The organism is Inquilinus sp. Marseille-Q2685, from assembly GCF_916619195.1.
Taxonomy (GTDB): Bacteria; Pseudomonadota; Alphaproteobacteria; order DSM-16000; family Inquilinaceae; genus Inquilinus.
In genome coordinates this window covers 236,408-249,525 of record NZ_CAKAKL010000008.1, presented here as the reverse complement: position 1 = coordinate 249,525, position 13,118 = coordinate 236,408, and the positions used below count along the sequence as shown (strand labels likewise).

The window sequence follows — 13,118 nt, the reverse complement described above, 5'->3', positions numbered from 1 at the left end:
GATCTCCCGTCAGTCGATGCGGTACGACTGCCGATTGCCGGCCGCATCCGTCAGCTCCACTGTCCGGACCGCCGCCGATCTCAGCTCGCCGCGGGGGACGGGAAGCGATCCCTGATAGGCCTGCGCGGCTCGATTGAACCGCAGCACGGCATCCGCGGTCCCCGACCCGTACCCCACGGTCGCGAGCGCGGTCGCCGCCAGTCCCGAAGCGTCGGAGGCGCGGATCTCGATCGCCGCATGCGAACCGGCATCACCCGCCTCGGGCGTGAGCTTCGCCGCCACGAGGCGAGGCGGATCCTGGTCGAGCGTGACCGTGAACCGGGCCACGTCGGTGTTGCCGAGCGCGTCGACGGCGACGAGCTCGACCGGGTTGTCGCCGGCGTGCAGGCTGACGATCTCATCGAAGGCGCCGTCCCTCAGCCCGACCTCGCCGCCATTGATGCGCAGCGTCGCGTCGGCCTTGGCCACGTGGCCTTTGACGAACAGCGTTTCAGACGCGGTCAGACGGGGCAACTCTTCCGAAAGAGTGATGGTCGGCTGTTGGCGGTCGACCGCGACGTCGATCCTGTGCGCGCTGCGGAAGCCCGAGGGCGCGGTCACGACGATCGAGAGCGCCTCCTCGTCGGCGCCGAGCCCGATGTTGAGGGCGAAGCGGCCCTCGGGGCCGCTGGCCGTCGAGCCGCGGAGGGCGCCGTCGGCGCCGACGACATCGATGCGGGACGCCGGCCTGGTGCGACCCGCAAGGGAAACGGTGTCGCCGGCGGCCAGCACCCTGCCCGCCGGATCCCGGGGCACCGACGCGTCCAGGGCGACCGCTTCGGACCGGTCCGGCATGAAGCTGAAGCGGCGCTGCAGCCGGGTGAGATTGCCCGCGAGGTCGGTGGCCACGACCTCGACTAGGTTGTCGCCCTCGCTGGCCGTCATCGGTCCGGCAAACCGTCCGGCGGCCGTCACCTCGACCCGACGTCCGTTCACGGAAACGGTGGCGTCCGGTTCCGTCTCGCCCCGGATCTCGACCGCGGATTCGCGCTCGATCGCTCCCTCGGCCGGCGTGTCGATCCTGAGATACGGCGCGAGCGTGTCGATCACCACCGTGAAGCGCCAGGGGGCGCTCCGCTCGCCGGGCAGGCCGAAGGCATCGAGGGCGGAGACCCGCCAGTAATAATCGCCGGGAGGCAGATGCTCGGTGCGGAACGCGGGTTTCCGAAGCCCGAATTCCGAGACGAGCATCGTGTCGAACGACTGGTCGGCCCCGATCTCGAGCCAGTAGCCTCCGGCGCCGTCCGGGCTGGTCCAAGCGAGATCGACGGATGCCTCGTAGACGACGCCGTCGTTGGCCGGCGTGGAGAGGTGAGGCGCGTCGAGCACGTCGCGCTTCTCGGTGGTCTTGCCCTTCGTGGACAGGACGAGCCCCTCGTTCCGCCCGAGCACGACGGTCTCATCTCTGGCCACGACGGCAACGGGACGATCGTCGTAGTTGGTGAACTTGGCGCCGGCATCGCCGCTGCTGACCCAGAAATCGCCGGACTCGATGCGGGCCTTCGCCTCGGGGATGTCGACGGCAAAGCTTGTGCGCCCGCTCTCGCTGGCGAGCAGGGCGTAGAAGTCGCCTTCGACCAGGCTGACCTTCGCCTCCTCCCGGCGGGTCAGCGGGTCGTAGCGCATCTGCTGGATGATCGCGTTCGAGTTGGCGTTGAGCCTGAGCCTGCTGGCGTCGCGGAAGGTGAGCTGGGCGGTCGATTCCGACAGGGTGCGGACCTTTTCCTGCTCCACCAGGATGGCGCGGAGCTTGACGTCGTTCCAGGCTAGATCCCGCGGCTTCCGGGCCTCGACCCATCCGTTCTTGTCGCTCAGCAGCGCCTCGGCCGCCTCGTCGCGCCGCTGTTCCGAGATGGCGAGGGCTCTTGCAGCCTCTGAATGAGATTCGAGGGCGAGATCCTTGGCGTCGACCCACGCGCGTTCGACGCGGCGGCCAAGCGCCCGATCGTAGAGGCCTATGGCGCGACCGATCTCGTCCGGCGCGAAAAGCTGCGCCCCCGCCAGATTGGCCAGCCTGATCTGGTCGGCGCAGCGGGCGAGGGCGCGTTCGGCGGCGGCGATCAGATCGACCGGGATCCTCAGCGGCTGGCCCGGGGACAGATGCGCGACCGAGGCCACATCGCTGGCTTCGAGAATCTCGGGCCAGAGATCGGGATCTCCCAGATACCGCTCCGACAGCTGCCGAATGGTCTGGTTGGGCTCGAGGCGGACTTCGATGGTCTCGGCCCGGGCGTCGGGAAGCCAGGCCGCGAAGACAGATGCCACCAGGGCCAGACCACCGAAAGCGGCCCGTTCGATCCATCTGACGCGGATGGTGGCGTAACCCAAGAATGCCTCCGGACCAGGCGAAGGACCTCAGTGGCTCCTCTGAAAACCATGAGGACTCAGGTGGAGCCCATCGTCGGATCGAGATTGTTTTTTTCGATCAATCCTTCAGAAAAATTCAGTTAATTATCTCATAAGCTCGAAGATCATCAAAGAGGAAGAAATGTCCTGTCGAGCGATGGTGTCGGCCGATGTTCCGTAGAAGCTTGGGCGGAGGTTCCGGAGCCGAGGTCCTGATGTGGAAAAGACCGCCCGAAAGGCGGCCTTCTCGGCTCCCAGCGTTCTTTCCCGATCCGTCAGCACGGGCAAGAATATTCTATCCGCGAAGCCGTGTGTCGGGTGACGGCCCGAACACATTCATTTCCTCGGCCGAAGCATCGAAATGATAACATCGCAAAACGACGGTCCAATTACCTCTTTCGGCGGAGGCGCTTTATCACCAAGGACGAATATCCGGTTGCGAGGAGCAAGGATAGGGCAGCTCTTCGATATCTTTGGAGGCGTCGCCGCTGATGGTTCGAACTCCGGCTTCACGGAGAATGACTGTGTGAAGGAGCCCGGTGACCTCGTCTGCATTGATCTGTCGGCCCAGGCTGGGATGGAGAAATCACGGAGTATCGATGGAAAGGAGTATTGCACTTGACCCCGGGGGGGAGCCTGCTCCTCTTGAAGATCGGTCCGGATCGGCGCGATCCCCCAAAGTGTATCTAGGTCAAAGCCGACCTCGCATCTAGGCTTTCACTCGGGAATTGATGGGCTGAGACGTCCCCGCTGATCAGCCTCGCAACTCCTCTACATGGGACCGGGCGAGCACGATCCGACGTCAAAAGAAAGCGGCTTGCCCGGTCCTGTGCCAATTCGGCGAGGCGGGAGGGTCTCGAAACGGGCGAGGAGCTGGTGATATCTCCGGCCGACAACGGCATCCGGCTCGACCGGGCACCGAACGGCGCTCGCTTCATGGTCGCGGTACTGCTGATCTCCGCCGGCAGCGGCTGCTTCGCTGCGGAAGGGCTGGGAGCCCGCCGGGCCGAAGCCGGTTCCCTGGCTGCAGGTGGCGAAGAGCCACAGGTGTTCGCCCTCGCACCCACTCCCGCAGCCGCGGCTCAGCAAACCTCGCCCGCAGCTCCGGCGTGCGTTCCGGCTGCAGCATCGCCGCCGGGAACCGGCGCTGCCGCCGCTCCGGCCAATAGCCGGGCCGCGGAGCTACTGCTGCCCGACACGGCCTCTGCGGAGTTGCGCAGCCTGGCGCGCAGGGCCATCGCCGGCGAAGCGGATGCCGAGCATGATCTCGGTACGTTCTACGCGCTCGGCATCGAGGTGCCGCGGAATTTTGAGCGCGCCGCCTGCTGGTATCGCCGATCCGCGGATCAGGGCGTGGCCAGCGCCGCATACAATCTCGGCGTGCTGCTGGCACGAGGCGTTGGCCTGTCGCGCGATCCGGAAGCGGCGGTGGCGCGCTTCCGCGAGGCCGCGAAGGCCGGGCACGCCGGCGCGCTGAATGCTCTAGGCCTCGCCTATCGCGACGGCTCGGGCGTGGCGCGCGATCCGGCGGAGGCGCTGATCTGGTTCCGGCGGGCCAGCCTCGGCGGCAATCCACGCGGCGCCTACAACACGGCCAGGCTGTATGAGAGCGGCGATCTTGGGACACCCGATCCGCAAGCCGCCGCCGGCTGGTACCGGGTCGCGGCCGATGCCGGAGACGAGCAGGCCGCGGCGGCGCTGGCGAGGCTGCAGGCCGCAGCCTATGGTGACGGTCCGGCCGCGCCTCGGATCGGATTTGTCAGCCTGGCGCCGGAATCCGGTCTTCTCATTCTGGACCAGACCATCATGCCCGCCGCCGGCGCGGACCCGATCCTCGATGACCTGGCCGCGCAGATGGCGGGCCGGCCGCCGCCCGATCCGGCCGAGCTGGTCCCGGCATCCGCCCCGGCGGCGCGGCCTGCGGCCAGGCCGCGGCGAGCCACGGTGGCTGAGATCAAGGAGATCCAGCAGCTGATGGCGAGGCTGAGTTTCGATGTGGGGCCGATCGACGGCCTGGTCGGGCGCCGGACCCGGGCCGCCATCGCCCGCTTCCAGCGGGGCCAGGGCCTGCCCGTGACGCGGCGGGCTTCGGTGGAGCTGCTGGATGCGCTTCGCGTGGCCACGCTGCTGGCCAGCAAGGACTGACCGAAGGGCGCGGGTGCGCCGGGAGACGGCGCCGGGTGGCCGATACCGGCACGGTCCTCATTCGTCGACGGACGTGCCGAACCAGCGGGCGCGGGTCTTCTGGTAGTCGGGCTCCGGATCGTAGACCTTGACCGGCAGGCCCATGTCCTGCGCGGTCAGGGTGCCGATCGCGTTGCGCAGCTGATAGCCCGCGACCACCTCGTTGCGCCGGGCCTGCACCAGGCTGAGCTGGGCCTCGAGCAGGTTCTGCTGCTCGGTCAGCACGTCGAGCACGGTACGCGACCCGACCTGGGCCTCCTGCTGCAGGCCTTCCACCGCCAGCTGCTCGGCCTTGACCGCGGCCTGGAACGACTTGATCGCCGCCCGCGCCGTCACCAGCGCCTGCCAGGCCTGCACCGCCCCTTGGATCGCCGTGCGGCGCTGCGATTCGATCTGGATCCGCCGCTGGCCATGGGTGTAGCGGGCCTGGCGCACCAGCGATTCCTGGTTGCCCTGGGAATACAGCGGGATGGTCAGCTGCGCCACGATCGCCGCGGAATCGATGCGGTTCTGCGCCCCGCTGCTGCTCTTCGGATGCGAGACCGTCGAATACTGCCGCTGGATCCGCGCCTGCAGGCTCAGCTGCGGCAGCAGCGCGCCGAACTGCAGGTCGATGTTGTCGGCCGCGGCCCGCTCGGTGAACACCGCCGCGACGATGCCCGGATAGTTGGCTTGGGCCTTCGGGGGCGCGTCCTGCATCGAGGTCGGCAGCCCGGCCGGCACCGCCGGCGTCTCCAGCGTCCCCGGCGGCTGGCCGATGAAGCGCTCGAAGGTGGCCCGGCTGGCGCGCAAGGTGCCCTCGGCCTCGATCCGCCCGGCGGTGGCGCTGGCCAGGCTGGCCTCGGCCTGGCTGACGTCGGTCCGCGTCACCTCGCCGGCCTTGAACCGGTCCTGGGGGGCCTGCAGCTGCCGCCGCAGCACCGCCTCGGTGGTGCGCTGCACGTCCAGCGCCGCCTGGGCCTGGACCACGTCGGCATAGGCGGTGGCGGCGTCCAGCAGCACCGTCTGCTCGGTGGTCTGGACCACGGCGCGGGTCGCCATCACCGTGTTCTCGGCCTGGTTGACCGCGGCCTCGGTCTGCCCGCCATTGTAGACGTTCTGCGTGATCGTGATGCCGAGCGTGGCCGGGTTGACCTCGTGCCAGTAGCCCTCGCGGCCGCCGCCGTTCAGAGGATCGCCTCTCTGGCCACTGGGCTGCAGCTGATCGATGATGCCGCCCGAGGTCGGGACGTTGTCGCTGGTGGTGTTGGTGAACTGGCTTGAGATGCTGGCGCTGGCGCTCACATTCGGCCGGTAGCCGGACAGCGCCTGGGCGACGCCTTCATTGACCGCCTTCAAATTGGCGATGTCGGCGGCGAGGTCCGGATTGGTGGCATAGGCCGACGCCAGCGCCTCGGTCATCGACTGGGCCGAGGCCGGGCCGGCCCCCAGCACCAGCACGGCGGACAACACCGCGGTGGAGAGCCCGAATCGTCCGTATCGTGTCATCGTCGACGCTGCCGTATTCTTGGGCGCCACCAGACGCATAAGCATCGATGCCGTCCGGTTTGAAAGCGATCCGCCATGCCGTGGGCATGCATTTCCAAGAGATGATGGTTTCCCGATCTCCGCCGGATTTCAATTACTTCAAAAGAGATATTCCGATGATTATGGGATGTACTGTCTATGAACTGCCGGTTGAGAGGTCAAGTGTGAGTCAGAACTTGTCCTGGATCGTAAATCAACTAAGTGCTTCTTATTGGGGTATGCAGTGACTGAGCGCTTAGGGAATGTGAGCAGGAGCGGAGACTCAAATTGCTTCTTCTCAAATATGTTCCGTTTATCTAAAATTATCAGATTCGGTGCTGTGTCTCAGATACCAGTCTGCTTCGCTCGGAAATTGGATACGCCTCGGTGTCATCGAGGACCCCGATCGGCAATATTTCAGCCTTGGGAGATAGGTCATTATTCGTCTTCGCCGCGGATGGAAACAGGGGCTGCCCGGAAAAGCGGATCTCCTGACTGCGCGTCAGGCAAGGCAGTTTTTTCTCGTGTTCCAACCGATCGTGGCGATCTCCGACGGAGATTTGTGGGGCTTCGAAGCGCTGATGCGCTGGCGCCATCCGACCCGTGGCGAAATCGCTCCCAGCATTTTCATCCCGGTTGCCGAGGCGTCCGGCCTCATCGCCTATCTTGGCGAATGGGCGCTCCAGGACGCCTGCCGACAGGCGGCCTCCTGGCCATGGACCGCGCAGGTCTCGGTCAACATCTCCGCAACGCATGTTCGGTCCAGCGCTTTCCCGTCGGCGGTAATGACGGCGCTGGCCGCCGCCAAACTGGCCCCGACTCGCTTGGAGCTCGAGATCACGGAATCGGTTCGGCTCGAGGCATCAAAGGAAATCGCCGGGGTGTTCGAGCAGTTGAGGAGCCTGGGCATTCGGCTGGTGCTCGACGACTTCGGCACCGGCTGGGCTTCCCTCGACATGCTGCGCCGCCTTCCGTTTGACGGGCTGAAGATCGACCGGAGTCTCGTGGCGGATCTGCCATCCAATCCGCGTGCCGTCGCGATTGTCCGTGCCACGATGCAACTCGCGAGGGAGCTGGACATCCGCGTGACGGCCGAAGGCGTCGAGGACGCAACCCAGCTGCGGATCCTGCGGGATCTCGGCTGCGAAAGGCTGCAAGGGTTTCTGGTTGCGATGCCGGAACGGACGGCGGCGGTGCCGAGCCGGGATTTTTGGCGCACGCCGATGCACTGATCGATGGACAAGGATGAAGGTCCTGCCGCTGAATGGATGGCCCGCGGGCGCCGCCGGGCGCCTGATGGCCGGGGAGGCTGAATGGTCGCGATTGGTCATGGAAGAAGCGTCTCGGCTGCGACGGCGATCGAGCAGTGCCGTGCGACGTTGGGGAATATCGTCCCGCAACTGCTGCTGGTGTTCTGCGGCGGAAAGCATGAGGGTTCCGACGTTGTCGAGGCGCTCAGGACCACCTTCGGGGACGCAGTCGCAATTGTCGGCGGATCGGCGGCCGGCGTCATCTGGCGAGACGGCCTCGGCTACAGCGGATTGGAGGTCGGGGTCGTGGCTTTCGGAGCGGAAGATGCCCTGCCGCAGATCCTGGTCAACCGCGATCTGCGGCAGGGTGAGCGCGCCGCCGGCTTTTCGCTCGGGCAGAAGCTGGCCGAGACCGCCGAGCAGGACTCCGTCGTGCTGATGTTCTATGACAGCGTCGCCGACCCGTCGCCGCTGCGTCTGCATCCGGCGAGCGATCTGGTCGAGGGGCTGCAGTCGGGTCTTGCCGGCCACAGGATCCGGCTGATCGGCGGGGGGACCCTGACCGACATGAATCTGTCCGATGCCTGGGTGCTCGACGGCACGTCCGTCGCCAAGCACGCGGCCGTCGCGCTTGTCTTCCCATCCAGCCTCAAGGACGAGACCGTCATCCTGCACGGCTGCCGCCCGGTCAGCACCTTCATGGAGATCACGCGCATCGAAGGGGCCGAGGTGTTCGAGCTCGACGGCCGGCCGGCGCTCGAGGTGATCGAGCAGATGCTGGGCGTGACGCTGGGCGCCACCTCATCACACGACCTGTCGCTGATCGCCACGCTGGGCGAGAAGCAGGGGGATCCCTACGCGGCCTATGACGAGAACAGCTACGTCAACCGTCTGATCCTGCGCGCCAACCGGACCACCGGCTCGATCACCCTGTTCGAGAGGGACTTCCGCCTCGGCACGCGGGTTCAGATCATGTCCCGGGATAACGCGCTGATGCTCGACAGCGTTCGAAACGGCATCAGCGCGATCAACCAGACGCAGCGGGACGGGCAGCCTCTTCTGGCGATCTATATCGACTGTGCGGGCCGCGCCAGTGCCCGCAGCGGGGCCGCGATCGAGGAAGCCCGGCTGGTGGCGGACCATCTCGATCCGTCGATTCCCTTTCTCGGCTTCTATTCCGGCGTCGAGATCGCGCCCTTCGACGGCTACAGCCGGCCCTTGGACTGGACCGGCCTCCTGACCGTGTTGTCGGCACGATGAACGGCGGCCCGCGGAGGACTGTCGGCGTGTCGCCCGGTCAGCTGGAACGGGAGCTCGCCTATTACCAGCGCGAGTGCAACGATCTCGGCGCGCGCCTGCTTCGGCTGCAGGAGGAACAGAGCCAGGCCTTCCGAGAGGCGCGGCGCAGCCGGACGCTGGCCAAGCTGATCCGTGAGGCCCACCGTCTCGCCGACACGGTGATCGGCCCGGAGGATCTCGGCGACCGGATCCTGGAGATCGTCGTCGACAATGCGATGTGCGACCGCGCGGCGCTTCTGGTCGAGGAGACCCCCGGCAGCCGGACCTTTCGTGTCACGCACGCCATCGGGCTGCGCGAGAAGGCGACCGCGCCGATCACGCTGCCGAGCGTTCCCGACTTCTTCTTCACCACCGCTCAATCCAGAATCGAGCCGCCGGCCTATGAGCTTACGGGCATCCTGCAACTGCCCTATGTTCTTTGGGCTTATGATCGCACGACGGGCCAGGCCCTGATGATCGGCAACCGGTCCGAGGCGAATGTGAGCCGGGCTTTCGAATCCGCCGACCAGGAGCTCATCGAAGGCGGCCTCTCGGTCTATATCGACGTCCTGGCCCGCAAGCAGGCGGAGCAGGAGCTTCGGCGCGCCATGCACGCAGCGGAGCAGGCCGACGAGGCGAAGGCCGCATTCCTCGCGACGCTGAGCCATGAGCTGCGGACGCCGCTGAACGCCATCATCGGTTTGGCCGACATCCTGTCCGCGAAGCGTCCCTCCGGCCTGACGATCGAGCGATCCGTCGCCTATGCGACGGAGATCGGCGGCTCGGGCCGCCATCTGCTGCGCCTGATCAACGATATTCTGGATTATTCAAGCATCGCCCGGGGTCATCTCGCCATCCAACCCGAGTGGATCCGCCTGGAGCATGCGGTGGCAGCCGCCGTTCGGGCGGCGCATGGCATGGCGGCGGAGCGGGGCGTCGCCCTGTCGATGTCGCCGATCGATCCGGCCTTCGGTCTCCTTGTCGACGGGGTTCGCTTCCGCCAGATTCTCGACAATCTGATCGGCAACGCGATCAAGTTCACGCCGCAGGGAGGGCAGGTCGTCGTCGATGTCGAGATCGGAACGGACCGATCGATCCAACTCCTGGTCACGGACACCGGGATTGGAATGCGGCCCGAGGAGATCGCGATCGCGATGGAACCGTTCCGTCAGCTCGACAACGCGTTGACCCGCAAGACCGCCGGCACCGGGCTGGGGCTGCCGATCACCAAGGGCCTTGTCGAGGCCCATGGCGGCTCGCTCGTGATCACCAGCGAGCCGGGAGGCGGAACCACCGTTCGTGTCATGTTTCCCGCGGCGCTCGGAAGCCCCGGGCAGGCCGACCCCCCGAAAGCCGGCTGATCCGGGCTAGTGGGGCCATGTCGGGACGGCGCCTTTGGGCGTCGCCGACAGCGTCGCGAGATTCTCGTCGATGGCGCGGAACAGTCCCCAGGTCTCGCCGTAGTTCAGGGGAAAGCCGGGGCATCCGGCGTCCACATCCTTCTGCCGGGCATGGATGTAGTCGGTCCACTGTTTGGTCGATGGGCGCCGGTGATGGAAATCGTGGCATGGAGCGTCCCCGACCAGGACGATGACGCGTACGAGAAGTTGGATCGTGAGCATGTTCGCCCACCAGCCGCACCAGGCGGCGAGCCCCGCGGGCGACCACGCCGAATCTCGCGGCGGAGGGGCGCCCGGAAATACGCCGGCGGTCGCCAGGCAGACGAACTCCTTGTCCCGCGCGGCGATCAGCGCCGGCTCGGGAAAGCGGTGCTCGCAGAGGATCCGGCCGATCGTCGCCCATTGCAGGAGCAGGGTCAGCGGCAGGAGCCAGATGACGAGAAAGGCGAGGGCATGGCCGGTGAGGGCCGAAGCCAGCGCCGGAATCGCCAGGGCGAACATCGCCACGATGTTGTGCTGCGGATCGTGCGAGCGCATCGCAGCGCGGATTCGGCGAAACAGGAACCGGACATGGAAGCCGGGGGAAAAGACGACGTTGACCAGCACGCGGCGCCACAGTTCGCGCTTCGGCAGCTCCGGCTCGAGGCGGCACATGCCGAGGACGAAGTCGGCGAATTCGTCCTCCTCGGTCAGCAGCTTGCGGGCGCTGTGGTGATGCATGTGCTCTTTTCGGTAATGGTCGAAATGCTTGAACAGGAAGACGGCGGAGATCAGCCGGCCCACGGCTCGGTTGCGCTCCCAGGTCCGGAAGACGGTCCCATGAGCGCAATGGTGAAACACCACGACCTGAAACACGCCGAGGCCGGATGTCGTGAGAATCAGAGAGATGAAGAGCAGGAGGGCGCCCGGGATCGTCGGAACGACGGTCCATAGGACGCCGAACGACAGGCCGGCCATGACCAGCAGGCATCCCTGATGCACGAAATGCATCGGGGTGTGTGCGGCCTCGGCCTCCTGCGGCGCCGGCCGGGCGGTCAGCCAGGACAGGAACGGCTGGACAGCGGCCGGAAGGCGTTCAGCCATTTCGGCTCGGGGGTCTCGCCGCGCGGTGTGCGCAGCCTCGCGGGACCCGACATGTTCAATACCCGCAACGAAGGTGGACATGAGGTGCTCCTTCCGCATCGGCACGGCAGTAATCCGTCACAGTTTTGAGGCGGACGAAAGCCGTCTCAAAGGATGGGAATTACCTAAAAAGACCGCTTTATGCTCGCGAGACATGAGTGCAGCAGCGCTGACCGTCAATAGACGGGCGCTCTGAATGCTGATTGCAGCGTATTCCTCGGATCAGGGCGTCGTCCACGTCGAGACGGTCGAGGACGATCGAGCGGCCGGGCCGAACCCACCTTGCCGGCGTGCTCGGCCGGGGTCAGCCACCCAAGGCAGTCCGGCCGTCCCGGCCTGTCAGCACCGTGACCTCGACCCGGTTACGCCCCCGCGCCTTGGCGAGGTATAGCGTGCGGTCGGCGGCCCGCATCAGTTCATTGATATCGGTGTCGCAGGCCTGGGCCACCGCGGCGCCGATGCTGACGGTCAATGGGAATGCGCTCTCCTGTGTCGGGGCGAACTTTTCCGCCGCCAGCTTGGCCCGGACCCTCTCCGCCGTGGCAGCGACCTCGTCGACGCCGGCACCGATCATGACGACGGCGAATTCCTCGCCTCCCAGACGGGCCGCGAGATCCACGGCCCGGACCTCGAGGCGAAGCCTTTCCCCCAGAAGTTCGAGCGCAGTGTCGCCGGCCTGATGGCCGAACCGGTCGTTGACGATCTTGAAACTGTCGACGTCGATCATCAGCACGGCGATGTTCGCCATCTGCTTTGCCGCCAGCACGCCTTCGAGGTGCCGCATGAAATAACGACGATTGTAGAGGCCGGTCAGCGGATCGGTCAGCGCCATCTTGAGAGCGCCGTCGAGCGCGCTTCGCAGCCGGTCCTGATAGAGTTTCCGCCGGATCTGATTGCGGGCCCGCACCCTGAACTCATTCGGGTTGAACGGCCTGGAAATCCAGTCGTTCACGCCCAGATCGAAACCGCGCAGGATCAGGTCCCGATGATCGGGCTCGGCGATCAGGAGAAGAGGTATGTCGCGGCTGGCCACATTGGCGCGAAGCCGCGAGGCGAGGCGCAGGGGTTCGAATCCCCTCATCGAGAGATTGATGATGATCAGGCTCAACTGGTGGCTGGCGCCGATGGCGGTCGCTTCCTCCTCGTTGGAGGCCCGAACGGCCTGGATGCCATCTTCTGCGAGCGCATTCTCGACGCTGGCCGCGCCGAGATCCCAGTCGTCCACGATCAGCGCGCGAGTCCCGCTCACCTCGACCTGGGTCCGCGGCTCGGGAGCGAGGCCCAGGGCCCGCGTCGTCTCGTGCCTTGCCCTCCATTCATCGAAAAGCTGCTTGAGACGAACAAGGCCTTTGATCCTGGCGAGGAAGGTCTCGGTATCGATCGGCCGGGTCAGGAAATCGTCGGCACCGCATTCGAGCCCGCGCAGCCTTTCGGCAGCGCCATCGAGCGCGGTGACCATGACGACCGGGATATGCATCGTCCGTTCGTCCGCCTTCAGCCGACGGCAGGTCTCGTAGCCATCCAACTCGGGCATCATCACATCCAGGACGATAACGTCCGGTTGCCAGTTCTGCGCCAGCAAAATCGCCTCGGCGCCGCTCGATGCCGTCAGGACGGTATAGTATTGGTCCTCCGCGACAACGCTCAATATATGGGCGTTTGCTTCTGTATCGTCGACGATTAGCACCTGAGCGGTCATCGGCTCTGTCTCAAGTTGAAATCATCGATATGGGGAAATCATGTCAAACTATACCGGACGTGTGATCGCTGGGCCTCAATAGGGGGGACGTTGCAGCCACGAGAAAGAATATCACGTTGGGACGGAATGATACACCAGGATTAGGTATTCCTAACCTGCGCGCAGCTCTTCCCGTAGCAGCCTGACCGCGTTGTGCATAAGAATATATGAGGGCGGCCGACGAAATCCCGAAGATATCCTGCTCTGCGCCCCGGAAATCGTATCCGGTCGAAGTCGGTACGATAGGACAACGCA

Annotated in this window: 8 protein-coding genes; 4 read left to right on the top strand and 4 right to left on the bottom strand. The window is 65.9% G+C overall.

Features of this window, described 5'->3' with window-relative positions; translation table 11 throughout:
- Positions 1-9: 9 nt before the first annotated feature.
- Positions 10-2,367: a FecR domain-containing protein gene (locus LG391_RS28685; RefSeq protein ID WP_225771494.1), complete on the bottom strand. Its 2,358-nt coding sequence runs from the start codon at positions 2,365-2,367 to the stop codon at positions 10-12.
- Positions 2,368-3,261: 894 nt separating this feature from the next.
- Here LG391_RS28685 and LG391_RS28680 point away from each other — a divergent pair.
- Entirely contained in the window at positions 3,262-4,530 is a 1,269-nt protein-coding gene (locus LG391_RS28680; protein ID WP_225771493.1) for an SEL1-like repeat protein, read from the top strand.
- Between the two features lie 57 nt (positions 4,531-4,587).
- Here the strand turns inward: LG391_RS28680 and LG391_RS28675 are convergent, their stop codons facing one another.
- The gene (locus tag LG391_RS28675) at positions 4,588-6,057 is read right to left on the bottom strand and encodes a TolC family outer membrane protein (RefSeq protein WP_225771491.1); all 1,470 of its coding nucleotides are present in this window, start codon (positions 6,055-6,057) and stop codon (positions 4,588-4,590) included.
- A gap of 455 nt (positions 6,058-6,512) precedes the next feature.
- Between LG391_RS28675 and LG391_RS28670 the strand changes: the two genes are divergently transcribed.
- The 3 genes from LG391_RS28670 to LG391_RS28660 all read left to right on the top strand — a co-directional run bounded on the left by LG391_RS28670 (position 6,513) and on the right by LG391_RS28660 (position 9,964).
- On the top strand, positions 6,513-7,307 hold the full coding sequence (locus LG391_RS28670; protein WP_308013072.1) for an EAL domain-containing protein: 795 nt from the start codon (positions 6,513-6,515) through the stop codon (positions 7,305-7,307).
- 81 nt (positions 7,308-7,388) lie between these two features.
- Positions 7,389-8,585, top strand: coding sequence for an FIST signal transduction protein (locus LG391_RS28665; RefSeq protein ID WP_225771489.1), 1,197 nt, complete (start codon positions 7,389-7,391; stop codon positions 8,583-8,585).
- A gap of 26 nt (positions 8,586-8,611) precedes the next feature.
- Complete coding sequence (locus tag LG391_RS28660) at positions 8,612-9,964, top strand: sensor histidine kinase KdpD (RefSeq protein ID WP_225771487.1); 1,353 nt, start codon at positions 8,612-8,614, stop codon at positions 9,962-9,964.
- A 6-nt stretch (positions 9,965-9,970) separates the two neighbouring features.
- Here the strand turns inward: LG391_RS28660 and LG391_RS28655 are convergent, their stop codons facing one another.
- Positions 9,971-11,167, bottom strand: coding sequence for a fatty acid desaturase (locus LG391_RS28655; protein WP_225771485.1), 1,197 nt, complete (start codon positions 11,165-11,167; stop codon positions 9,971-9,973).
- 262 nt (positions 11,168-11,429) lie between these two features.
- Entirely contained in the window at positions 11,430-12,824 is a 1,395-nt protein-coding gene (locus LG391_RS28650) for a PleD family two-component system response regulator (RefSeq protein WP_225771484.1), read from the bottom strand.
- Positions 12,825-13,118: the final 294 nt, after the last annotated feature.

What these genes read in the sequence shown, in the direction of transcription:
- LG391_RS28675 (WP_225771491.1), bottom strand. Translation starts at nt 6,057, where the DNA reads ATGACACGATACGGACGATTCGGGCTCTCCACCGCGGTGTTGTCCGCC.
- LG391_RS28665 (WP_225771489.1), top strand. Translation starts at nt 7,389, where the DNA reads ATGGTCGCGATTGGTCATGGAAGAAGCGTCTCGGCTGCGACGGCGATC.
- LG391_RS28655 (WP_225771485.1), bottom strand. Translation starts at nt 11,167, where the DNA reads ATGTCCACCTTCGTTGCGGGTATTGAACATGTCGGGTCCCGCGAGGCT.
- LG391_RS28650 (WP_225771484.1), bottom strand. Translation starts at nt 12,824, where the DNA reads ATGACCGCTCAGGTGCTAATCGTCGACGATACAGAAGCAAACGCCCAT.